Below are 22,633 nucleotides of genomic sequence, written 5' to 3' on the forward strand. Positions count from 1 at the left end.
GCACCGACCCCGTGGCCCGCCTGCGGCGCGAAGTGTGGCACGCCACCAACGCCGGCGAACACGCCCTGGCCGCGCGCCTGCAACACCAGCTCGACACCCTCAGCTCCCCTCCGCAGCCCGAGACCACCGCCGCGGCCCCGCCCCGGCGGGAAACCACCTCCCGCACCCGAGTAAGGAATCCCCGTGTCCCTCGCCAGTGAGCTTCACTCCCTCCTCGCCCGCTTCCGCAGCCGTACCGCCGAGCAGGTCAACTCCGGCCAGCTGCTGACCGTCGACCGGCACCTCGACCGGCTCGCCGCCGTCGCCGAGGCCGACGCGCAGAGTGCCGACGCCGCCGGCCACGCCGTCCTGGCCGAGCTGTACACCGCGCTGCACGCCGCCACCAGCGGCGCGGCCCCCACCGCCACGCCGACCGCTCCGGCCCCGACGGCGCCCGCTGCGGCACCGGCCGCGGCGGCCGAGCCGGTCGCCCCGGCCGCCAAGTCCGCTGCCGGTACGGCGGCCTGACGTGCCGGGCTGGAGCGTCACCACGACGACGGCAACCCTGGTCGCCTCAACCGCGGTGTCCGCGATCGAGCTGCGCACCGGTGCACTCCCCATCAAGATCGTGAAGTGGTGGGCCGACTTCAACTCGGCCACCAGCACGGACAAGCCGGTGCTGGTGCAGGCCGGTCGGTTCAGTGCTGCGGTCACCACCAACACGGCCGCGACGCCCGCCGCGATGTCCTACCTCGGGGCGGAGACCGGCGCGCAGACCGCCGCCGGGGTCAACGCCACCACCGAGGGGGCGGGCACGGCGGCCGCGCAGACCGAGGCCCACAACGTCGCTCCGCAGGGCGGCCTGTACGCCGCCTGGGAGACGGACGACACCGCACTGTGGGTGCCGCCCAACAGCTTCTGGCGGCTGCGCATCACCCCCGGATCGGCGATCACCGCGACCACGGCGAACTGCGGCGTCGTCTGGGTCGAGTAGAAGGGGGCGGCGGTGCCGTACGACCTGGGCGGTGTGGCCGCCCTCAGCTGGAGCGTCATCGACACCACCGGCGCACCGGCCGCCCCCGGCGCGATCACGGTGACGGTCACCCTGCCGGACGGCTCCACCGCCACACCTACGCCGATGGCCACGGTGTTCGGCTCCTACCAGGCGTTCTTCCAGACCACGCAGGCCGGGCGGCACACAGTGCGTTGGCTGGCCACCGGCACGCCGGGGCCCGGCGTCGGGGTCGGCGCGATGGTCGACTCCTTCGACGTCGAACCCGGCCTGGCGGGCACCATCCTGTCGCTGGCCGACGCCAAGGACACCGTCAACATCGCCCAGAGCGACACGACGTTCGACGCGCGGATCCGTGGCTACAACGCCGCCACCACCGCCATTGTCGAGAAGCTCGCCGGCGCCGTCGTCGTCCGGCAGGTGACCGAACGCCATCTCGAATCCGGGGCGTCCGAGATCCTCATGCTGCGCCGCGCCCCGGTCTTCCAACCCGTCGGCCAGCCCTACCCGGTCATCTCGATCACGCCGGTGCTGACGTACGGGCTGGTCTACGACCTGTCTCTGATCACCGTCGACCCGGTGCGCGGAACCCTGCGCCACGTCGCGGGCCTGCCGTTCTGGAACGGCCCCTACGACGTCACGTACACCTGCGGACGCCCCATCGTTCCCGACAACGTGCTGACCGCCTGCCGGGTCATCCTGCGCCACCTGTGGTCCCTGGAGCGCGGCGGCAACGGCGCCAACTCCCAGGGCTACGCCGCCGACGACACGGTGATGCTCTACGGCTACGCCATCCCCAACCGGGCGATCGAGCTGCTGGACGGCCCCGGCACCCGCGACCCGGGCGGCATCGCCTGACCAACACCGCTGGGGGTGAAAGTCGTTGAGCACCTCCAGTATCGGCGCCGCCGTGGACTACCTCCTCACGGCCTGCACCACCGCCCTCGGCACGACGGCGCACGTCTTCGACGGCCCGCCCGTCGGCGACACCCAGCTGTCGTTGGACGACCGGATCTGGATCGGCTTCTCGCCGGTCAGCCCGGATCTGCCGGCCGCCACCGGCGACCAGCAGTTCGCCGCCCTCGGCGCCCGCTCCCGCGATGAGACCTTCGCGGTCGTCTGCGCCGTCGAGCACTTCGGCGGGACCACCGCCATGCGCCAGCTGCGCGACGGCGCGTTCGCCCTGCTCGCCACCGTGGAGACGCTGCTGCGCGGCACCGGCGGCAACCCCGGTGACTGCACGCTGGGCGGCGCCGTCCTGTTCGCCCAACTGTCCGGCGGCATCGAGGTCCACCAGGCGCAGACCCCCGCCGGCGCATCCGTGTTGATCCAGTTCCACGTGCAGTGCCGCGCCCGCCTCACCTGACCCCGACCGAGTAGGAGGCCCCGATGGCCCGATTCCGCAACGACCACGGCGAGGACCGGGTGGTGCCGACCCTCGGCTACGTCCTGGTCCCCGCCGGCGACAGCGTCACCGTGCCCGACGACCAGGCCGAGCACTGGAGCGCCGGCGGCTGGACCCGCCTTGACGACACCCCGCCGCCCCAGCGGCCCGCGCCCCAGCCGACGGCCGTGCCCGCCCCGGCGGCGGCCCCCGCCGAGAGTGAGGTCCGGCCGTGACCCTGACCACCGTCGGCGCCGGCATCGGCGCCTGCGCAGCTCTCGTCCCCGAGACCGCCTACGGCGCCGTCGTCGCCTCCCCGGCCTGGACCTGGTTCGAGCCGAACACCGTCGTCCCCAAGAAGACCAAAACCACCAAGCAGTCGTCCGGACTGGCGGCCGGGCGGATGGTGGACCTCGCTCAGCGCCGCGTCGTCGTCGAGCGCTCCGCGACGGTGGAGATGCCGTTGGACTGGTGCCAGGCATCGCACATGACCACCCTGCTCAACCAGATCTCCAGCACCTACGCGTCCGGCGCGGCAGGCTCGCAAGCCGCCCTCGGCGGCATCTGGGCCGCCGGCGCCCGCCTGACCCCGGCCGCCCCGGTCTACGGCTACACCCACACCTTCCGCAACTCCATCGCCGGACGCTCGGTGGCGATGCAGGTCGGCATCCCGACCACCGACGGCGTCCTGCGCCAGTACGATGCGCTCGGCTGCAAGTCGACCAAGATGGCCTGGTCCTGCAAGGCGGGGGAGCTGCTGACGTGCGCGACGTCGTGGGATGCGCGCTACCTCGCAGACCCGGCGATCGACACCGCGTACCCGACCGCTGCCACTGGCGGCGCCACCCAGGCCCCCTACACCCAGGCGACGCCGAGCTACGCCGTCGCGATCCCGTGGGACTTCGCCAACGCGCAGATCCAGATCGGGACTTCGGTCGCGGCGGCATCAGCCTCCACACCGGTCGACGGGGTGACCGCCTTTGATGTGACCGTCGAGCGCAAGATGAAGACGGGCCGCCAGTACTACGGCAACGGCGGTTTGAAGGACGAGCCGATCACGTCCGACGTGGTCGCGATCACCGGCACGCTCGCGTCCGACTTCCTGAACAAGACGTACTTCGCCGACGCGTTCTACTCCGACACCCCGCTGAGCATCATCGTCACCTTCTCGGCCGGCGCCATGTCCGCGACCGCGCCGGCGCTCCAGTTCGTCCTGAACAACGTCTTCCTCAACGACGGCTCCCCAGCCGCGAGCGGCAAGGACGTCGTCACCACCAGCTTCCCGTTCGTGGCGCTGTACGACCTCGTCAACGAGCCGCTCACCGTGATCATGCAGACCACGGACGCGGCCGTCTGATGGCCGCGTCCGCGCAGATCGAAGGGGCCGAGCAACTGCGGGCGCTGGGCCTGCGGCTGGCGGATGCCGATCAGTCGGTGCGCGCCGCACTCGCCAAGGGGCTGCGCGCGGCCGCCAAACCCGTCGTCGCCGAGATCCGTGCCGAGGTCAAGGGCCAGGGCGGATCTGTGCGCGGCGCCGGCGCGCGAGCCCGCGCCGCCCACCGCCTCTCCCGCTCCAAGAGCACCCGCGCCAGCGCGGCGGCCAGCGCCGAGAAGCGCTCGGGACTGCGCGCGACGATCGCCGCCGCCACCGGTGCCACGGTGAGCACCGGAGCGGACCGCACCAACCTGGCCTTCCGCATGCGGTCATCCCAACTGCCGCCAGAGCAACGCACGTTGGGCAAGCGGTGGAACAAGGCGCAGGGCTGGCGGCACCCCGTCTTCGGCCGCGACGTGTGGGTGCAGCAGCTGGGCCGCCCCTACTTCGACACGGTCATCAAGGCCAACACCGCGGTACTGGAGGCGGGCGTGCGGGCGGCGATGGTCGTCCCGCAGCGCATCCTCGACGCCGCCGAACTCTGAACTCCGAAGGGACACAAACATGATCACGTTCACCGTCAACGGGCAGGGCGACACCCTCACCACGGACGACCAGTCGCTGACCTTCCCTGAGGGGCTGGAGGTCGAGAAGCAGGTCGGGATCGGGGCCAGCAAGTACCTCCAGGGCCTGGCCGAGGGCACCACGTACTCGACGGCGGCTCTGTTCTGGATCGGCGCGGTGCGGGCGGCCGCCGCCCGCGACGGCGTGAGCTTCCGCGACGCCGCCCAGGCGCTGCCGTTCGCCCCGTTCGCCGACCGGCTCGACCTGATGGCGACGATGAAGAGCGCGCGGACGGTGGTCGCGCCGGACCCTACGCCGCCGGCGCCGGATGGCTCGCCGGAGACCACGTCCCCCGCCACGTCCGAGCAGCCGCAGCCCCCGACTCCCTCGCCCGACGTCGCGCCGCCCACCTCGGAGTCTTCGCCGAACTCCTCGGAATCCGCCCCTGGGAGTGGGACCTCCTGACCGTCCAGGAGGCCGACGCCTTGATCGCCTACGTCGCCACTCGCAACAGCGGGGGCTGACCAGCACGTAGGGGGTGGGCGCCATGAGCACAACGGACCTGGTGTTCCGGCTCCTGGCGCTCAACGAAGCCTCCGCCGTGTTCAAGGAAGTCCAGGCCAGCGCGGCCGAGACCGCCACGGCCGTCAGCGCGTCCAACGCCGAGATGTCCGCCTCCGCCGAGAAGGCCGCCGCCGAACAGTCGGCGGCCGCCGAGGAAGGCGCGTCAAAGGGCCTGGCCGGAGCATCCCCGGCGCTGCTCGGCGTCGCCGCGGCGGCCGCCGTCGTCGGCGCGAAGTGCGTCGAGATGGCCGGGCACTTCGAGTCAAGCGTCGCCACCTTGCAGACCGGCGCGGGCGAGTCCGCGGCGAACATGAAGATGGTGTCCAGCGGGATCCTGGACATGGCGCCGCAGGTCGCCACGACGACCGACCAGCTCGTCAGCGGAATGTACATGGTCGAGTCGGCGGGCTACCACGGCGCCGACGGTCTGACCGTCCTGCACGCGGCCGCCGAGGGTGCGAAGGTCGGCGCGGCCGACTTGGGCACGGTCGGCAACGCCCTGACCGATGTCCTCAACGACTACCACCTGCCTGCCTCGCAGGCGGTCGCGGTCACCGACCAGCTCGTCACCACCGTCTCCTCCGGCAAGACGACGATGGAGGAGCTGGGCAGCTCGCTGTCCAACGTCGTCCCGCTCGCGTCCAGCGCGCACATCGAGTTCAGCCAGGTCGCCGGGGCGCTGGCGACGATGACCGGCCACGGCATGTCCGCCCAGCAGGCCAGCCAGGACCTCGGCAACACCATCCGGTCCTTGCAGGCGCCGAACGCCGTCGCGGCCGCAGAGATGCGCCAGATGGGCCTGGACTCGACCCAGGTCAGCCAGCAGCTCGGCACCAAGGGCCTGACGGGCACGCTCTCCGAACTCACCTCCGCGATAACCGCGCACATGGGCCCGGCCGGCACCGTGATCCAGTCGGCGTTCAACAACTCCACCGCCGCCGCGGCGAACGCCAAGACCATGATGGCGTCGATGCCGCCCGAGCTGCAGAAGATGGCCCAGGGCCTCCTTGACGGCAGCGAGAGTTCCAAGCAGTGGACGGCCGGCATCAAGGCCCTGGACCCGGTCCAGAAGGGCCTGATGACGCAGTTCGAGGGCGTCGCCAAGCAGACCCACGAGTTCAACTCGATGCTGACCAGCGGCGGGCCCGCCGCGCAGACCTACAACGCCGCGCTGGAGAAGATGACCGGCGGTGCCACCGGCCTGACGACCAGCCTCATGCTGACCGGCGAGAACGCCGGCACCTTCGAGGCCAACGTCAAGGCGATCGGCGCCGCCGGGCAGAACGCCGGCAAGGACGTCACCGGCTGGTCCGAGGTCACCAACACCCTGTCGTTCAAGCTCGACCAGGCCAAGGCCGTCGTCGAGACGCTCGGCATCCGGATCGGCATGATCCTCATGCCAGTCGTCAAGGACGCCGTGGGCGGCTTCACCGACCTGGCCCAAGGGGCGCTGGCAGCAGGCTCCTGGCTGGAGCGGCACAAGCAGGTCGCGGAGTCGCTCGGCATCGGCATCGCCGCCGTCCTGCTGCCGTCCCTGTGGGGAGTGGTGGCCGCGCTCGGCGCCGCCGCCGTCGAAGCCGCCATCGCCGCCGCCCCGTTCATCGCGGCCGCCGCCGTCGTCGCCCTGCTGGCCTACGGGTTCATGCAGCTGGTCGGCCACTGGAAGGACGTCGAGCATGTCTTCGCCGAGGGGTTCGCCTGGATCGGCGACCACTGGAAGATGCTGGTGTCGATCTTCCTGCCCGGGATCGGCCTGTTGACCGCCGGTATCGCCTTCCTGGTCGACCACTGGAAGCAGGTCCAGCACGACCTCGGCGCCGTCTGGACCTTCATCGAGCACGCATTCGAAGACGAGTTCGTGGATCCCGCGAAGGACGCGCTCCACGACGTCGTCGGGTTCTTCGACGTGCAGTTCGAGGCGTGGCGCTACCTGTTCACCCAGGAGATCCCGGGCTGGTGGCGCTCGGGCGTTGGGTTCTTCGAGCATGACTTCGTGGACCCGGTGAAGGGCGCGGTCCACGACGTGTCCGGCTTCTTCGACACCGAGTTCGACGCGTGGCGCTACCTGTTCACCCAGGAGATCCCGGGCTGGTGGCGGTCGGGCGTCGCGTTCTTCGAGCACGATTTCGTGGACCCGGTCATGAACTCCGTCCACCTGGTGGAGAACGGCTTCTCCTCCGTGTTCGGCGCCCTGTCCGGTGACGTCGAGCGCGGCTTCGGCGCCGTGGTCGGCGCGGTGCGCCCGCCGGTCAACTCAGTGATCGGCCTGGTCGACCGCGCGATCGACGGCCTGGACTCCGTCCACGTGTCCATCCCGTCCTGGGTGCCCGAGTTCGGCGGCAAGAGCTTCGGCGTCAACATCCCCAAGATCCCCATGCTCGCCGCCGGCGGCATGGTGATGCCGCAGCCCGGCGGCACGACCGTCACCGTGGCCGAGGCCGGGCAGCCCGAGATCGTCACGCCGCTGCCCGCCATGCAGCAGGCCATGGCCGCAGCCCTGGCCACCGCCGGAACCACCGCGCAGGCCGGGGCCGGGTCGAGCCCGGACCGGCCCCTCTACCTGCAACTGGAGCTGAAACTGAACGGCCAGACGATCGACAAGCAACTCGTCCAGTTCCTCAAGTCGGGCGGACGCCTGCAATCCGTCGCCATGGCGACGGCCTGACATGCCGTACGCGACCCGCACCCGCGTCCAACCCGTCCCCCGCCCGCCCCGGCGCCGCAACCCGTGGATCCGGCACGCCCAGGCCACCCCGGCCGGCACCGGGCAGAACCTCGCGCAGCAACTCGCCGGTGCTGCCTCAACCCCGCGCGTGTACATCTCCTTCGACCCGCCGTACACCCTCAACCCCGCCTGGCTCGACGTCACCTCCTACGTCGACCAGGACCAGCCCATCACCATCAACCCCGGTCGCCCCGACGGCCTCGCCGACCCCGGCGCCGCCACCTGCACCCTCACCGTCGATAACACCGACGGCCGCTGGACGGCAGGCAACCCGTCGGGCGCCTGGTGCGGCCTGATCCGCAAGGGCATCTGGCTGCGCGTCGACCTGCTCCCGCTGTCCGGCACCGTCTCCCGGCGCTTCACCGGCTACATCACAGCCCTGCCCACCACCATCACCGGCGCGGGCGCGCAGAGCCAGATCAGCGCCAGCGACGTCCTCGTCCTGCTTACCCAGGCCCCCAAGTACTCCACGATGCTGGTCGAGGAGTGGATGTCCGACTCCGTCGGTGCCCCCTACATCGCCGGGTACTGGCCGCTGGACGAACCCGCCGGCGCCACCTACGCCTCCGACATCTCCGGCCAGGCACCCACCGGCGCACAGACCCTCGCCGTCCGCTCCTTCGGAGTCAACTCCGGTACCGGCCTCACCTGGTCCGCCACCCCGGCGCCCGGCTTCGACGGCCGCCAGACCCTCACGTTCACCCCCAGCGGCCCGCCGCTCTCCTCCTCCTACGGCAACAACACCTTCAGCAACAGCCTGCCCTACGGCTCCTACCTCCAGGGCACCGTCAAGCTCGCCGCGGTCGCGCAGATCACCTGTTGGGTCAGGACCAGCATCGCGAACCAGCCCATCTGGAGCTGGTCGGACCCCAGCGCCAACTATGCGATCGGCCTCGACCTGACCCCCGACGGCTACGTCGAGTTCTGGCAGTCCCAGCTGAACTCGGCCACCCCCAGCACTCTCCAGAACCTCTACACCGTCGTCGGCCACTCCCCCATCACCGACGGTGCCTGGCACCAACTGTCCTTCCGGATCCAGACCCCCGCCGTCACCCAGTACAACGTCACCTATTGGTCGTTGACCGTGGACGGAGCCCAGGCGTTCGGCGGCTTCGGCACCTCCTCCCCGTCCACCGGTTACTGCCCGACCGGCAACCTCTCCCGCCTTCTGATCGGCACGGCCGAAGGCTGGAACGGCGCCTCCCAGGCATTCGGGCTCAGCATGTTCACGGGCGCGATCTCCGACGTCGTCGTCCACCTCATCCCCGCCGCCGCAATCAACCCCGCATGGATCGCCGCCTGGATGGCCGGGTCCAACGGCCACATCGGCGAGAACACCGGGCAGCGCGTCGCCCGCCTCGTCTCCTACGCCGGACTACCCGCCCCCGAGGCCCCGGTCAGGCTGCCCGGCACGTCCCTGACGGTGCTTCAGCCCACCACCGGCACCAGCAGCATCCTCCACGTGGGTACCACCGCTCACCCCTGCGGCATCCAGGCCATCACCGGCAAGAACCCCCTCGACGCCCTGCGCACCGTCGCCCACACCGAGAACATGCCGCTGTTCGTGGATGCATACGGCCGCATCACCCTTCAAGCGTCCACCCAACGCACCAACACCACACCGGCGTTGACGATCTCAGCCGTCGATCTCGACCCGGCGACCGCCTTCGCCGACGACTTCCAGTACCTCGTCAATCAGGCCCAGGTCACCCCCTCGGGCGCGGGTTCCATCACCGTTACTACGGGCGGCGCCAACTCCCGTGCGCTGTACGGCGAATACTCCACCCAGGTCGACACCGTCAACCTCACCGGCCTGGAGGCCGCCAGCCTCGGCGCCGCAATCGTCGCGGCCGGTGCCAACCCGCCGCCGCGCCCCGCGCCGCTGGCCGTCGAGGCCGCCACCCTCGCCCAACTGCCCGCCTACGGACCGGCTTGGTACGACGCCGTCCTCGCGCTCACCCTCTCCAACGTCCTGCAAGTCACCGGCTGGCAGGAACAGAGCCCCTACGGCCTCGCCGGCACCAGCACCCACATCATCGAGGGCTGGACCGAGACCATCACGGCCGGTCAACACCTCATCGCCTGGTCCACCTCTCCCGCCCAGGGCCCCACCTACCAGTGCGACTCACCCACCCTCGGCCGCTGCGACACCCCCGGAATCACGCTCGCCTACTGAGGAGGAACCCTTGGCCGCCCGCCTGCTGCCCACCGCGCCCGCGTGGTCGGCGAACCAGGAGATCACCTCCACCCTGCTCAACCAGATCTCCACCTACTTGCAGTTCTGGGCCAACCCGCCCAGCTTCCGCGCCGAGCAGCACACCGTGCAGTCCCTCGCCAACGCCACAACCGCACAGATCACCTGCGAGACCACCGTCCACGACAGCGACACCGGGCTGTCCACCAGCAGTCCGTTCTCCTACGTCGTGCCGTTCGCCGGGATCTGGGACTTCGACGGTGGCGTCGGGTTCGCCGCCAACGCCACCGGCCTGCGCGCGCCGATGATCTGCCAGAACGGCACACAGATCAACGGCGGCGGACCCATCTACAGCCAAGTCGCCAACTCAGCACTGTTCCTGACCTCCGCCAAGGGCGTCGTGTGCAACGTCGGCGACGTCATCGGCCTCTACGCGCAACAGCAGTCCGGCGCAGCACTGAGCACCAGCAACTCCTCCGGCCAGTACTCCTGGTTCGCCGGCCGACTCGTCTCGCTCCAAACCCCCTGATCGGGAACCCGCACCGAGCCACGAACTACCGGAGGCACCAAACCAGATGACCATGCCAACACCACTACATGACCCCGCCGACCAGCCGCCGCGCTCACGCCTCGACCGGGCCCTCGACGCCGTCCCGCGCCTACTCGCCCACCGCATCCACATCCTGTTCCTCGGCGTCCTTGGCCTCTGGCTGATCGCCGTTCCCCTGCTGCCCGGCACCGGTGCGATCCGGCCCTCCGCGACCGCCGAACTCATCGGCGGCAACTGGACCAACGTCAGCTCCGCGATCGGCGCGTGCATCGCCGCTGGCGCCGGTCTCGCCGCCCACCACGAAGCGCGCCGCCACCGCCGCATCGCCGAGGCCGCCCACGCCCTGGTGGCCGAACTCCACAGCGCCCACATCCACACCACTACGAACGAGGAGAACTGACCGATGGCACGCATGCCCGCAGCCCAGTGGATCGGCCCGACCGCCAACCTGTACCCCGGCGGGATGGTCGAGCACCGCGGCCTGGTCCTGCACATCCAGGACGGCACCGAGGCCGGATCCGAATCCTGGTTCAAGGACCCGTCCTCCGAAGCCTCCGCACACTTCCTCAACCCCAAGTCCGGCGGCTTGCGCCAGCTGGTGGACACTGACGACGCCGCCTGGACCGAGATGGCTGGCAACCGCCACTGGGTCAGCATCGAGAACGAGGGCCTCGGTGGCGACAGCCTCACCCCCAGCCAGATCGAGAACTGCGCCCAGCTGCTGGCCTGGCTCCACGGCGAGTACGGCATCCAGGTGCAGGCCACCGACGACCCGGCCGGCACCGGCGTGATCGGCCACGGCGACGGCGGCGCGGCCTGGGGCGGCCACTACGACTGCCCGGGTGACGCGGTGCTCGCCCAGCGCCCGCAGATCCTCGCCCGCGCCCAACAGATCCTCGGCCAGCCCGCACCGGCGCCGAGCCCGTCCCCCGCCCCCAAGCCGGCCGGACCGGCTTGGCCCGGCGAGTACCTGCGCGTGCAGGCCCCGATGCTGCACGACGGCAACGTCCAGACCTGGCAGCAGCACATGCACGACCGCGGCTGGAACATCGCGGTCGACGGCTGGTACGGCCCGGCGAGCGCCAACATCTGCCGCCGGTTCCAGGCGGACTCCAGCGCGCACGGCTGGCCGCTGGACAACGACGGCGTCGTCGGCCCCGCGACCTGGGCCGCCACCTGGAACCGACCGATCAGCTAACCCACCGACCGGAGAACCTCACCATGACCGACGCCACCCGGCGCACCGCCCGCACCGCCGTGCAGACCCTGTTCGGCCTGGTCGCCGCCCTGCCCCTGCTGGTCTCCACCAGCGGCCTACCCGCCACCCTGCCCGGCCTTGGACTCGCCCTGGCCGTCGCCACCGCCGTGACCCGCCTCATGGCCCTACCCGCCGTCGAGAACCTGCTTCCTGCATGGCTGCGCACCCCGGCCCCCGTCACCCCGGAGGTTCCCGCCGAGTGATCACCGCGACCGCCGGCGCCGGCCAGGTCGACGTGGTCGCGCTCTGGGCCGGCGCCATCGTCGCCGTGTGCACCGCCGCAGGCATCCTCTGGCGTGCGACCCGGGCCCTGCACAGCCTTGCCCGCCATGTCGAGGACTTCGTCACCGCCTGGGCCGGCACCGACGAGCACCCCGGGGTCGTGGCCCGACTCGGCGCGATCGAGCACCGGATCGGCAAGATCGAACACGAGGTTCACCCGAACTCGGGCCTCAGCCTCCGCGACGCCGTCGACCGCGTCGACCAGCGCACCGCCCGTCACCTCGACCCACCGTAGTCAGCACGGCGCCCCCGTACCGGCATCTCTGCCGGTACGGGGGCGCTTTCGTCGTTGTGCTGGTCGCTCTACTCGGCCGGGCGCTGCGCCCAACAGTCGAGCGCGCGGTACCGGATGACTCCGTCTGTCCAAGGGCGGCAGTCGTGCGGTGTTCGAGGGTCGTAGCTGAGTTCGTGGCTCGCGCCAGTGAGGATCTGCCAGCCGTCCTGCTGGCACCGCAACAGCCCGCGCGCGTTGCCCCGGCGGGTGCCGTCCGGCAGGTCCCTGATGAACGCCTTGCCCATCACGCCACCGCCCCGGTGAGCACCTGGGCGTCCTGGTAGGTGTAGCCCGGATCCTCAAGCCCGGCAGAGGCGGCCACGAGGGCACGCTGCCGGCGGGCCTGCTGGGCCTGCTCGTGGTGGGCTGTCCACAGCGGCACCACGGGGGTGATCGTGGCCGACCTCGCAGCTGTCGATCGGGGCGCGTGCTGAACTTCAACGCGGAACGCGTGGCCGCGCACAAGCGGTGTCTTCGGGAGAATCGTCCGTCGAAGCAGGTGGACCGGGATGGGCCGCCGCAGCGCGGAGCACAGCGGCAGAGTGTTGAGCGGGCGGACCTGTACGGGCTCGTCGCGGTCCCAAGACGCGCGACTCTGTCCAGCCAGTTCGATCAGGATCGGGGCAAGGTCCCGGTCTCCGGCCCGGTGCCGACCGGCGGTCTCGCCCAGCTGCGGGATGGTGCAGGCCAGCAAGCCGGCCAACAGAAGGAACAGGACCCAGGCGCAGGCCCAGGCAGTAAAGTCGGTCATGTCGTCGCTCTCCCAAGCTTCGGCCATGCCCCGGGACGGTTGCAGCCGCCGCCGGGGTCTCTTTGTTGTTGTGGTCCGACCGTATTCTTACTCGCCTAACTTGTCTAGGTCGTCTGCCTCGTTCAGCTTGTCTGAGTGGTCGCACTTCTGGCCTGTTGTCTACGCTGCCGATATGGCCGACCAGCAGCGAGACCCGCACGCACCGACCGCCCCGTACCGGCAGGCGCTCGCCGAGGTGGTCGACGAGATTCGGGCAGGCCAGTACGACACCGGTCGGCGGCGCTTCCTCTCCGAAGCTCAGCTTTGTGAGCGGTTCGGCATCGCCCGTGAGACGGCGCGGCGAGTTGTTCGGGAGCTGCGGGAGATGGGTCTCGTCTACACGGAATGGGGCCGTGGAACCACTGTCGTGGCGCCGGAGGAACGACCGGCCCCCGAGGACAGCTGAGCCCCGTCCGCAGGCTTGCTGAAGGGCGGACGGGGCTGGCCAGGTCTGGAGCTAGCTCAGATGGGCAGGTCCCACCCCGGACCGTCCTCGGTGCCGATCCAGACCCGCTGTCCCATCTCTGTGATGGTGATCCCGAATCCCTCCTGGTGCGGAGACCCGGCCGCCTGCCACTCCAGGACGGCTGTCTCGACCTGATCCCAGAGCCGCAGCGGCCCCCGTTGCGTCACGATCCATCCCCCGTCCGGGTTCACCGCCGTTCGGGCCTGGGAGCCGGTGGCCACGTCCGACAGGATCTGCTGCCCAGGTGCGCCGATCTGCTCGGCGGACGGTGCGGCGAGCTGCGCGACCCAGCCACCAGTCCAGTCGTTGATCAGCTCGGGGTCGATGCGGGTCGGACGTTCCTCGCCGGGCATGGGCCACAGGCTCTGGCGCGGCGGCCGGTCATGCGGACGGGCCACCATGAAACTCGTGTACCCGGGCAGGAATCGACCGGTGGCGCGCCCAGGCCCGGTCACGGTCAGCAGCGCCAGACCGAAGCGGAACGACCAGCCGGTCAGCGTCACCAGGATCTTGCCGCCCGGCTTCACCTGGTACAACCACGGCATGGGCACGTGACGTACCGAACAGGTGGCGATCAATCGGTCGTAGGGTGCGCCGTCCGGGGCGCCCAGGAGGCCGTCACCGACAACCAACGTCGGGCTGAACCCAGCCTCCGTGATCGCACCCTTCGCACGCTCCGCGACGCCCGGGTCAACCTCGACGCTGACGACGTTCTGTGAGCCGAGGCGGTGCGCCCCCAAGGCCGTCGAGTACCCGGTGCCGGTCCCGATTTCCAGGACACGGTGCCCAGCCTCCACATCGAGCTGGTGCCACATCCTGAGAACGAGCGATGGCAGGGTCGACGAGGACGACGGTGCACCGATCGCCGGCCCCTTGGAATCGCTCGGCAGCAACTCCCCGTCCAGTTGGGTGATCAGCGTCTCGTTCCTGTAGACAGCCTCCAGCCAGCCGTCACCGCCTTCACTCACCGACTCGAAGGCCGGGGGGAACGAGTCGGGGATCGCACGGAAGTACGTGCGCACGAAGGCTTCGCGCGGGACAGCCTCGGCGGCAGCTCGCCAGGCCGGATCGGGCAAATCCCCGTCGGCTTCCAGCTGCCGAACCAGGGCCGCCCGCAGGGCGGTTGCATCACTCACGAGAGTCGTCCTTTCTGAAGTTCATCAGCGATTGCCAGCCCGATGGGCATGGTGATCTCTGGAGGGAACCAAGCCCACTGGCCACTGGGGTTGCACTCAAGGAAGTACCAGGCCCCTGCTGCGTCGACGGCGAAGTCGAACGCCCCGAAGACGAGCCCCATTTCCGTGAGGTATCCGTCCACCGAGGCGGCGACGGCGTCCGGCACGCTGATCGGCTCGTAGCTGAGAAGATCCTGCCGCCGGCGCCAGTCGAGTTCCGGCCCCGCGATCCGGGCAGCGATCAGCTCCGTGCCGACAGCCGTCAGCCGCACATCGAACACCTTCTCGACCTTGGCCTGAAACAGATGAGGGCACACGGACACGGCGTCGGTGATGTCGGCCGGGTCCACGTCGCGCACCCAGACCTGTTGCGCCGCGTCGTTCGCGTCGCAGTAGGCCGTGTTCCACAGCGGCTTGTACACGGCCGGCCGCTCGGTGCAGAACTGCCGGGCCTCGAAAGGATCCATGGTGATGATGGTCGCGGGTACCAGGAACCCAGCGCGCAGCGCGGCGGCGAGCTGGGCGGGCTTGTACTCGCCGTTCCTGATTCGCCAGGGGTGGTTCACGTGGTGCGCACCGGGCAGTGAAGCCAGGATGCCGCCGACGCCCCAGAACATCTGTGAGCCAGCGAACTTGGCATCCTGGCCATCCAAGTCGGACGGCCCGCGGTACGCCGTTGGCCGGCGCCACCAGACCGACCGGACGTGTTCAAGATCGAGTGCACGGGTCGGTGTCACAAGTGCGCCTCGCTGACCGCCGGTTCCATAACTGGCGGTCAGCGAGGCGCCGTTGTACAGATCGACACCGGGGTCTACGCGCACGACCGGAACACGGCGCTCGGCGAGGATGCGCAGGACCACATCCGCTGTGGCGTCGAGTGAGTTGGTCAGGACCAATACGGCCCCGGGTCGATCATCGGTCATGTCAGCCGGTGCCCTGGTCCTGGTCGTTGGCGGGCATGCTGTCGATGTCGCTGGGCTGGGCTTGGCCGCCGCTCTGCCCGTCGCCGCCACCGCCACCGGTAGTGGTCGGCGTGCTGGTGTTGGTGCTCGTGCCGTGCGCCCCCATCTCCAGCTTGCGCCCCTTGTCGTCGTAGTACACGGCGACCTGGGTTTCGGGGTCGATGACCGAGGTGAGCGCGGGCACAGGCCCGGACTCCACGAACGGTCCCATGCGGGTGGTGCCCCACGGAGGTGCAGCAGTGCTCATACCGCGTCCTTCCATCAGTAGGTGCCAGTTCAGGCCCGCCCCGGCCGGCGGGCGCGCGCGTTACTGCGACCGGGGCGAGCAACCCGCGCCAGCGTCCCTCCCCAGAGGAACGGCGCGGGAGTCTGTGGGCTGAACTACCCCGTCGAGGAGCCGGCACCACGAGCCCTCGCGTCGCGTGCCTCGGCTTCCAACTCGGCGCGGAGCCTCCAAGCTTCTTTCTCGTTGCGGATGTGCACTCCCCACTCCACGAAGCGCTTGCGCAGGTGCCCCGGCGACACTCCGAGCACGGCAGCCACGTGAGCCAGGCCCTGCCGTGCGTACAGCTTCACGGCTAGCTCTCGGTCCAACGTCGGTAGCCCGGAACGGCTGTTGTTCTCTGGCGTCGGCGCGGCTTGGCTCCTGCCACGCCGCTTGAGCACGCCCCACGTGTCGAACAGGCTGCTCATACTGGACGTTGAGATGCCGCTATCACTGGCCAGCGTGGCCAGCGACACCCCGGCGCGGTACCGCCGGGTCAGGGCGGCCTGTTCCTTCTCGCTGAAACTTCGCATGTCTCCTCAACTTTGGGGAGTCCCGCCCGCCCACGACGGGGGGCGCAGGCGGGCGGGACCTGGCCCGTGCTGGTTGTCCTCAACTCGATTCCCCAGACGCCCAGCACGGGGGCTTGTTGGCGCTGCTCAGGCGGCGACCACGCGTCGGTGTCTCGACTCGGTGGCCAGCAGGTCCCAACGCGCCAGCCGAAGAACGGCGTTCAGCCAACGACCGGCCGTCTGCCGAGCTACTGCGTTGACGGTGGGTGGTGGGGCCGTGTCGCTGACGGGAGCACAGGCGCCCGAGCGGCGTGCAGTGGCGGCCGAGCCGGGGAGTCCGATTGTCGCGCTGACGATCTTGCCGGCACCGGCGTGCCTCCACGTCCAAGTGATCGACTCGGCGTCAACGATCGCAAGCCCCCGGCCCGCAGTGCCATCGTCGTACGGGTCGCACGGCGTCGGCGCCACACGCGATCCGTCCTCGACCGCGACGGCGAGGTTCCCGCCCGGGGTGCGCCAGACGCTGGCCAGGATCGGGCCTGCACCGCCGGCATGCCGGATGGCATTGGTGACCAACTCTGAGATAACGCGGCGGATTGCGTCCGCGGTGTCATCGGGCAGCGCCTCGGGGCACCAGGCGCGCGCGGCTGCGACCGCGCGACGGCGGGACTCGGCGACGGCTTCGGTGTCGCCGGGGGCGACCGTCCACGACTCGTCTGGGATGTCCAACGCCTGTCGGCGACTGGTCACTGCAACCCCCGGGCTTGGCGCCGGCGCCGGCCTTCTGCGAGCTGACGAAGCACCTGTGCGCGCCGACGAATCCGGTCCTCGTTCGGAAGGTAGACCGCCGTGACCGCGCCCGTGTCAGTGGCGCTGACATACGCGGTACCGGCGGTCGTTAAGGCGCGCTGCTGCGTCATCATCATCGGGGTTGCCCTTCGGAGGTATTCAGAGCACGGGGCGACGGCACGAATGTGCTGGGGTGTCGTGACTGGTGATGAACACGGCGAGCCTGGCGTGCAACTGCTCGGTCTCGACGCGGGACAGGACGAGATCGGCATCACCCTGCGGCTCGTCAATGGAGTACAGACGCAGGGGGATACGGGTTTCGCCGCTGGTGGGGTCGTGCACAGGTACGGCTCCCCGACGCGGGGATGCATGCACGGCGGTGTGTGACATGCCGAAACCGTAGAGTGACGGCGCATCATGAAGGGGGACAGGCTGTCCCCCTCACGCTGCGCGTACCCGTTGTTACCCGCAGAACGACCTTCACGGCGGCTGCGGGCCGCTCTACGGTGGAGGAAGCCGCCGTCCCGGCCGTGCGTCCGGCTGAGGCACCGTCCGGGGCGGCGCTCAGCCGAGGAGAAGCACATGTCAGAACTGCCCGAGGAACTGACGCCCGGTGAGCGGATCCGGGTCCTACGCGAACGGCGCGGGATGACGCGCCCCGTGCTGGCTGGCCTGGTTGGCCGCAGCACGGATTGGCTCAAGAAGATCGAGAGCGGTGAGCGGCCAATCACCAGTCACGCGCTGCTGCTCAAGCTCGCGTCCGCGCTCCACGTCACCGACCTGTCGGCGCTCACCGGGCCGGCCGAGGCGGCGCAGCCGGTCAGCACTGGTCGCCTGTTCCACCCCGCATCGGCGGCCGTCTGGGCAGTGTTGCTCGAACGTGGCACTCGACCGCCGGCGCCGCTGCCGTCCGGCACCACTGTTGCCGGATACGCGGCCGACGTGGACGCCGGTTGGCGACTGTGGCACAAGGCGGCGAACAACCGAACCGACGTGGGACTGATCGCGCCGGACCTCATCAGGCATGGCGAGACGCTGAGCCGCACCACCATGGGCGCCGAGCGGCGCGCTGCTCTGGTGGCGCTGGCTGCCGCGTACCGGCTAGCGCAGCAGGTGATCGCGTACATCGGGCCCGCCGAGGCGGTCTGGATGCTTGGTGACCGGGCCATGTCGGCGGCAGCTGACGCAGACGACCCGGCCGCGATGGGCGCGGCGGCGTGGAACCTCGCGAACACGATGCGGGCGGTCGGCGAGCACGAAGGGGCCATGATGCTGGTCACCACGGCCGCCGAGCGGCTTCGGCCACATCTCGCCGAAGCGCCGGAACACTGGCGCGGTCTGTACGGCGCGCTGCATCTGCACGCCTCGATCACCGAAGCGCGAGAAGGTAGGGACGGCTCAGCGTGGAACCACTGGGACACGGCCGACCAGGTGTCAAAGTCGCTGCCAGCTGGCTATGCCGAACTCGCCACGGTGTTCGGTCGAGCGAACGTCGACCTCCATGCGGTGAGCATCGCGACCGAGCTGCGCAGCTCGGGGAAGGCGCTGACATTGGTGGATGAGATCGACCCAGACTCGATCCCCTCGACCGAGCGACGTACCCGGCTGTGGGTTGACGCGGCCCGGTCGCACATGAACCGGGGTGACCGGACGGCCGCACTTCATGTGATGGGGATAGCGCTCAAGATCAGCCCGGAGACGGTGAAGTTCACACCGCAGGCCCGTTCGGTGGCGGCCGAGCTGTGGCGGAAGGCGCCGCGCTCAATGCGGGCCGAGACGCTGGAGCTCGCCGAGACGGTAGGGATCATGACTGGCACCTGACTGCTTGCTGGAAGGTGACCGGTCCCGTAGTGAAGATGGCTACTATGCGTCACTCCGTTCGGCCCGATCGAACGAGCAGGTCGGGGCATCAGTCCATGATCATCCGTGCTGTCATGTCAGCACGGACCGGCATCGACCATCGCTGGCAGGCATCGAATGACATGGACTTAGTACCGCTATGTCCGAGTTTGCCGAGTCGTCGCAGGTCAAAAGTGGGCAAAAATATAGTTCGAGTCTCCTAAGCTCCACAGGTTCCACACGTACGAAGGCCGACCCGGTGATCCGGGTCGGCCTTCGGCGTATGGCGGGCCGGGCGGCTGGCGGGCCGTCAGTGCGGCTTGCGCGGGTCGTGCGGCTTGGGGTGGTCGTCGGGGGTGCCTGCGGTGTGCGGGCGGTCCGCGGTGTCGCGGCCGGGGTCCGGGGCGTCGGGGGCCGAGCCGTTGAGCGGGGCGGTGCCGGGGGTGCCCGCGCCGGTGGCGGAGGCGCCCATGCCGCTGCTCGCCGGGTGCACGGTGTTCGGCGGGCCCTGTACGGCGGGCGGCTCGATCAGCCACTCCGGCTCGCTCTGCTTGCGCCACCACTGCCAGACCAGCACACCGCTGCCGACCGCGACGGTGCCGGCGATGGCCAACCCGGTGGCGAGGCCGCTGCGGTGCGCCTTCTTGGCGTTCCTCGCGGCCAGCTTGTTGATCTCCTCGGCGCTCACGTTGCCGTGCAGGGCGGTGAGCGCGGCGCTGCCGCGCTGCTGGGCCTCCTGGACCAGCGGGACGGTGACCGCGCGGGCGTCGTCCAGGGCGCTGCCGATTCTGGGCAGGGTGGTCGTCCTCGCGTGGGCGCCGGCCCGGTCCGCCGAGTGCTTGGCGGCCAGCGCGGCCTCCTGGGCCCGGTGGACGGCCCGCAGGGTGTTCTCCTGGGCCTTCGGCGGGAGCGCGGCGAAGGCGTGCTCGACGCGCGGGGCGACGTGCTTCACATAGCCGACCCGGGCCGTCTGGGCGGCCTGCAGGCTGCCGGCTCTGGCCTGGCCGGTGGCGGCCTCGATCCTGGGGCCGAGCGCGTCCAGCGCCGGACCGAGCCGCTGGCGGGCCTCGTCCGCATAGTGCGCGGCGGTGTCCTTGGCCCCTGCGGCGTAGGGCGCCAAGGTGTCCAGGGTCTTGCCTGCGTTCTCGCGGGCTGTGTCCAAGCGGGTCACGAGATCCTCCTCCTGGGGGTGGCGTCTCTATGCACATATCCACCTGATTGGAGATCATGCATCCCGATTTGTCCCCCCGCATGGCAGGCTGGGCCGTCCGCGAGCGGCGATTCCCCCGCCGGGCGGGGCCTGCGTGGGAGGATTCAGGGGTCAGTGACGTAGACAGGAAGGCACTCCCGGTGGCCCAGAAACTGCTCGCGACCCTCAGGACGAACCACGGCGACATCGTGATCGAGCTCTTCCCGAACCATGCGCCGAAAACAGTGCGGAACTTCGTGGAGCTGGCCGAGGGCGCACGGGAGTGGACCGACCCGAACACCGGGCAGAAGGCCAAGGGCCGGCTCTACGACGGCACCGTCTTCCACCGGGTGATCAGCGGTTTCATGATCCAGGGCGGCGACCCGCTGGGCACCGGCACCGGCGGCCCGGGCTACAAGTTCGCGGACGAGTTCCACCCCGACCTGGCCTTCACCAAGCCGTACCTGCTGGCGATGGCCAACTCGGGCCCGGGCACCAACGGCTCGCAGTTCTTCGTCACGGTGGCCCCGACCAGCTGGCTGACCAACAAGCACACCATCTTCGGTGAGGTCGCCGACGCCGCGAGCCAGAAGGTCGTGGAGCAGATCGCCGCCCTCCCGACCCAGCCGGGCGACCGCCCGGTGGACGACGTGGTCATCCAGTCGGTGGAGATCACCCGCAGCTGAGAGCCTGTGTCCGTGCAGTGGCCGTCCGCCCCGGCGCCCCGCCGGACGGCCACCGGCCCGCCGGGGCCTTGACGCCCGGCAGTAGCCTTGGCGGTCCGGTGGTACTCCGTACGGCGAAGGCGCCGCCGGGAGCCGCCGGGATCCGTCATGAGGAGGAGTTCCCGGATGGTCCAGGACGAGCCCGGCCGGCCCGATCCGAGCAGCCCGCAGCCCGACGCGGCGTCGGCCCGGCCGACCGCTCCGGGCGTACCCGCGCAGCCCGTACAGTCCGCGCAGCCGGCACCGGCCGCGCACGTGCTGCCGGGCTGCTACCGGCACCCCGAGCGGGAGACCGGGATCGGCTGCTCGCGCTGCGGCCGTCCGATCTGCCCGCAGTGCATGGTGAACGCCTCGGTCGGCTTCCACTGCCCGGAGTGCGTGAGCGGCGGCACGGCCCAGGTCCGCAGCGCGACCACGCGCTTCGGCGGCCGGCCGGTGCGCGACGGTGCGCTGGTCACCAAGGTCCTGATCGGGATCAACCTGCTGGTCTTCGTGCTGGCGGCCTATCTCTACAAGCCGCTGCAGCAGGACTTCGCGCTCTACAGCGTCGGGCCGCAGTTCAACGGGCACCTGTACGGCGTCGCCGCCGGCCCCGACCAGTGGTACCGGCTGCTGAGCGCGACCTTCCTGCACATCTGGCCCTGGCACATCGCTTCCAACATGCTGGCGCTGTGGTGGATGGGTCCCACGGTCGAGCGGGTGCTCGGTCGGGTGCGCTATCTGGCGCTGTACCTGGTCTCCGGTCTGGCCGGCAGTGCGCTGGCCTACCTGGTGGCGGGCGACGCGATGAACTCGCTGGGGGCGTCCGGGGCGATCTTCGGCCTGTTCGGCGCCACGGTGGTGCTCTACCGGGCCTCCCGGCAGCCGCTGGGCCCGGTGGTCGCGCTGATCGTCTTCAACCTGGTGATCACCTTCTCGGTGCCCGGGATCGACTGGCGCGCGCACGTGGGCGGGCTGGTGGCCGGTGTGCTGACCGGGATCGGGATGATGCACGCGCCGCGGGCGAACCGGAACCTGGTGCAGGCGGGGACGGTGGTGCTGATGCTGGCGGTCATCCTGGGGATGGTGCTGGTGGAGACGGCGCGCCTGCACGGTTGATGCCGGTGCGGGGGGAGTCGGTTGTCCACAGCGTTCGGCGGCCTGTGCGCAGGCCGCTCGCCCGTTTCCCCCGGTGAACCTGGTCTACGCGCGTCCGCCTGGTGCTTCGACGGCCCGCGCGGAGGTGGACGGAGCACTGCCCGGGGCGTGGTATGCACGGGGCCCGAAAAGTTATCCACAGACTGGGGGTACTTTTCCCCACTGTGGATAACTGTGTGGATAAGCACATCGCAGGAGTGGCGCACGCCACCGGCGTGCCGGCCCCGGGCAACGCGAACGGCCGCCCCACCGGACGGCGGGGCGGCGCGGACGGGCAGGCGTCAGAAGGCCGTTACTTCCACTGGGTGGAGAGGCCGAAGCCGGCGGCGATGAAGCCGAAGCCGGCCAGGATGTTCCAGTTGCCCCACACGTGCACCGGCCAGGTGCCGCCCGTCACGTAGAACGTGACGATCCACAGCAGTCCGATCAGGAACAGGGCGAGCATCGCCGGGGCCACCCAGCTTCGGCCGCTGCTGATCTTGACGGCCGTCGCTGAGACCGGCGGGGTGTAGTCGGACTTCTTGCGGAGTCGAGACTTCGGCACGAGGGGTTCTCCTGTCGATGCGCTGTGGACCGCGCAGGGTTCAGCGGGGCGGGGCGGCTGTGGGGACCGGGTCCGTACG

The 22,633-nt window shown here is 70.3% G+C and carries 28 protein-coding genes; 19 read left to right on the plus strand and 9 right to left on the minus strand.

All coding sequences use genetic code 11. The features are described from left to right. Positions 1-183 precede the first annotated feature (183 nt). The 15 genes from P3T37_RS20115 (at position 184) to P3T37_RS20185 (ending at position 12,122) form a co-directional block, all read left to right on the plus strand. Positions 184-507, plus strand: coding sequence for a hypothetical protein (locus P3T37_RS20115; protein ID WP_280725116.1), 324 nt, complete (start codon positions 184-186; stop codon positions 505-507). A 1-nt stretch (position 508) separates the two neighbouring features. Next, entirely contained in the window at positions 509-973 is a 465-nt protein-coding gene (locus P3T37_RS20120; protein WP_280725117.1) for a hypothetical protein, read from the plus strand. Positions 974-985: 12 nt separating this feature from the next. Beyond that, a complete protein-coding gene (locus tag P3T37_RS20125; protein ID WP_280725118.1) occupies positions 986-1,849 on the plus strand; it encodes a hypothetical protein in 864 nt (287 codons plus the stop codon). A 25-nt stretch (positions 1,850-1,874) separates the two neighbouring features. Then, positions 1,875-2,357, plus strand: a complete 483-nt coding sequence (locus P3T37_RS20130) for a hypothetical protein (RefSeq protein WP_280725119.1) — start codon at positions 1,875-1,877, stop codon at positions 2,355-2,357. Positions 2,358-2,380: 23 nt separating this feature from the next. Continuing rightward, complete coding sequence (locus tag P3T37_RS20135) at positions 2,381-2,611, plus strand: hypothetical protein (protein ID WP_280725120.1); 231 nt, start codon at positions 2,381-2,383, stop codon at positions 2,609-2,611. After that, positions 2,608-3,732 carry a phage tail tube protein gene (locus P3T37_RS20140; RefSeq protein WP_280725121.1) on the plus strand — a complete coding sequence of 375 codons (1,125 nt, stop codon included), beginning with the start codon at positions 2,608-2,610 and terminating at the stop codon, positions 3,730-3,732. Before P3T37_RS20135 ends, P3T37_RS20140 begins: the two co-directional genes overlap by 4 nt. After that, positions 3,732-4,295 (plus strand): hypothetical protein, encoded by a 564-nt coding sequence (locus P3T37_RS20145; RefSeq protein WP_280725122.1) that lies wholly within the window; start codon positions 3,732-3,734, stop codon positions 4,293-4,295. The genes P3T37_RS20140 and P3T37_RS20145 overlap by 1 nt, the downstream gene beginning before the upstream one ends. Positions 4,296-4,314: 19 nt before the next feature. Next, positions 4,315-4,779 carry a hypothetical protein gene (locus P3T37_RS20150; protein ID WP_280725123.1) on the plus strand — a complete coding sequence of 155 codons (465 nt, stop codon included), beginning with the start codon at positions 4,315-4,317 and terminating at the stop codon, positions 4,777-4,779. Between the two features lie 82 nt (positions 4,780-4,861). Next, on the plus strand, positions 4,862-7,543 hold the full coding sequence (locus tag P3T37_RS20155) for a phage tail tape measure protein (protein ID WP_280725124.1): 2,682 nt from the start codon (positions 4,862-4,864) through the stop codon (positions 7,541-7,543). Position 7,544: 1 nt separating this feature from the next. Continuing rightward, the gene (locus P3T37_RS20160; protein WP_280725125.1) at positions 7,545-9,779 is read left to right on the plus strand and encodes a hypothetical protein; all 2,235 of its coding nucleotides are present in this window, start codon (positions 7,545-7,547) and stop codon (positions 9,777-9,779) included. A gap of 10 nt (positions 9,780-9,789) precedes the next feature. Next, positions 9,790-10,326, plus strand: coding sequence for a hypothetical protein (locus P3T37_RS20165; RefSeq protein WP_280725126.1), 537 nt, complete (start codon positions 9,790-9,792; stop codon positions 10,324-10,326). 52 nt (positions 10,327-10,378) lie between these two features. Next, positions 10,379-10,747 (plus strand): hypothetical protein, encoded by a 369-nt coding sequence (locus tag P3T37_RS20170; RefSeq protein WP_280725127.1) that lies wholly within the window; start codon positions 10,379-10,381, stop codon positions 10,745-10,747. Between the two features lie 3 nt (positions 10,748-10,750). After that, complete coding sequence (locus P3T37_RS20175) at positions 10,751-11,545, plus strand: N-acetylmuramoyl-L-alanine amidase (RefSeq protein ID WP_280725128.1); 795 nt, start codon at positions 10,751-10,753, stop codon at positions 11,543-11,545. Between the two features lie 23 nt (positions 11,546-11,568). Then, entirely contained in the window at positions 11,569-11,808 is a 240-nt protein-coding gene (locus P3T37_RS20180; RefSeq protein WP_280725129.1) for a hypothetical protein, read from the plus strand. Next, the gene (locus P3T37_RS20185) at positions 11,805-12,122 is read left to right on the plus strand and encodes a hypothetical protein (RefSeq protein WP_280725130.1); all 318 of its coding nucleotides are present in this window, start codon (positions 11,805-11,807) and stop codon (positions 12,120-12,122) included. Before P3T37_RS20180 ends, P3T37_RS20185 begins: the two co-directional genes overlap by 4 nt. A 283-nt stretch (positions 12,123-12,405) precedes the next feature. Here the strand turns inward: P3T37_RS20185 and P3T37_RS20190 are convergent, their stop codons facing one another. Beyond that, positions 12,406-12,939 (minus strand): hypothetical protein, encoded by a 534-nt coding sequence (locus tag P3T37_RS20190; RefSeq protein ID WP_280725131.1) that lies wholly within the window; start codon positions 12,937-12,939, stop codon positions 12,406-12,408. 145 nt (positions 12,940-13,084) lie between these two features. Here P3T37_RS20190 and P3T37_RS20195 point away from each other — a divergent pair, with 145 nt between their 5' ends. Then, positions 13,085-13,357 (plus strand): GntR family transcriptional regulator, encoded by a 273-nt coding sequence (locus tag P3T37_RS20195; protein WP_280725132.1) that lies wholly within the window; start codon positions 13,085-13,087, stop codon positions 13,355-13,357. 56 nt (positions 13,358-13,413) lie between these two features. On the opposite strand, the gene tgmC is transcribed toward P3T37_RS20195, so the two are convergent. From tgmC to P3T37_RS20225, 6 genes are all read right to left on the minus strand, one after another. Continuing rightward, positions 13,414-14,553, minus strand: coding sequence for an ATP-grasp peptide maturase system methyltransferase (gene tgmC, locus P3T37_RS20200; protein WP_280725133.1), 1,140 nt, complete (start codon positions 14,551-14,553; stop codon positions 13,414-13,416). Next, positions 14,550-15,515, minus strand: a complete 966-nt coding sequence (gene tgmB, locus P3T37_RS20205) for an ATP-grasp ribosomal peptide maturase (protein WP_280725134.1) — start codon at positions 15,513-15,515, stop codon at positions 14,550-14,552. Before tgmB ends, tgmC begins: the two co-directional genes overlap by 4 nt. Before the next feature lies 1 nt (position 15,516). Then, positions 15,517-15,801 (minus strand): putative ATP-grasp-modified RiPP, encoded by a 285-nt coding sequence (tgmA, locus tag P3T37_RS20210; RefSeq protein WP_280725135.1) that lies wholly within the window; start codon positions 15,799-15,801, stop codon positions 15,517-15,519. A gap of 134 nt (positions 15,802-15,935) precedes the next feature. Further along, positions 15,936-16,352, minus strand: a complete 417-nt coding sequence (locus P3T37_RS20215; RefSeq protein WP_280725136.1) for a hypothetical protein — start codon at positions 16,350-16,352, stop codon at positions 15,936-15,938. 126 nt (positions 16,353-16,478) lie between these two features. Then, a complete protein-coding gene (locus tag P3T37_RS20220) occupies positions 16,479-17,060 on the minus strand; it encodes an ATP-binding protein (protein WP_280725137.1) in 582 nt (193 codons plus the stop codon). A 219-nt stretch (positions 17,061-17,279) separates the two neighbouring features. Then, positions 17,280-17,462, minus strand: coding sequence for a hypothetical protein (locus P3T37_RS20225; protein WP_280725138.1), 183 nt, complete (start codon positions 17,460-17,462; stop codon positions 17,280-17,282). A 240-nt stretch (positions 17,463-17,702) separates the two neighbouring features. Between P3T37_RS20225 and P3T37_RS20230 the strand changes: the two genes are divergently transcribed. Next, a complete protein-coding gene (locus P3T37_RS20230; protein WP_280725139.1) occupies positions 17,703-18,941 on the plus strand; it encodes a helix-turn-helix transcriptional regulator in 1,239 nt (412 codons plus the stop codon). A gap of 328 nt (positions 18,942-19,269) precedes the next feature. Here the strand turns inward: P3T37_RS20230 and P3T37_RS20235 are convergent, their stop codons facing one another. After that, the gene (locus tag P3T37_RS20235; RefSeq protein ID WP_280725140.1) at positions 19,270-20,130 is read right to left on the minus strand and encodes a DUF5324 family protein; all 861 of its coding nucleotides are present in this window, start codon (positions 20,128-20,130) and stop codon (positions 19,270-19,272) included. A gap of 179 nt (positions 20,131-20,309) precedes the next feature. Here P3T37_RS20235 and P3T37_RS20240 point away from each other — a divergent pair, with 179 nt between their 5' ends. Together P3T37_RS20240 and P3T37_RS20245 are read left to right on the plus strand one after the other, a co-directional pair. Then, complete coding sequence (locus P3T37_RS20240; protein WP_280725141.1) at positions 20,310-20,834, plus strand: peptidylprolyl isomerase; 525 nt, start codon at positions 20,310-20,312, stop codon at positions 20,832-20,834. Between the two features lie 165 nt (positions 20,835-20,999). Further along, a complete protein-coding gene (locus P3T37_RS20245; protein WP_280725142.1) occupies positions 21,000-21,971 on the plus strand; it encodes a rhomboid family intramembrane serine protease in 972 nt (323 codons plus the stop codon). 331 nt (positions 21,972-22,302) lie between these two features. Here P3T37_RS20245 and crgA read toward each other — a convergent pair whose 3' ends face one another. Continuing rightward, positions 22,303-22,554 carry a cell division protein CrgA gene (gene crgA, locus P3T37_RS20250; protein ID WP_280725143.1) on the minus strand — a complete coding sequence of 84 codons (252 nt, stop codon included), beginning with the start codon at positions 22,552-22,554 and terminating at the stop codon, positions 22,303-22,305. Between the last annotated feature and the right edge of the window lie 79 nt (positions 22,555-22,633).

Origin of the sequence: Kitasatospora sp. MAA4, assembly GCF_029893355.1 — a bacterium.
GTDB lineage: Bacteria > Actinomycetota > Actinomycetes > Streptomycetales > Streptomycetaceae > Kitasatospora.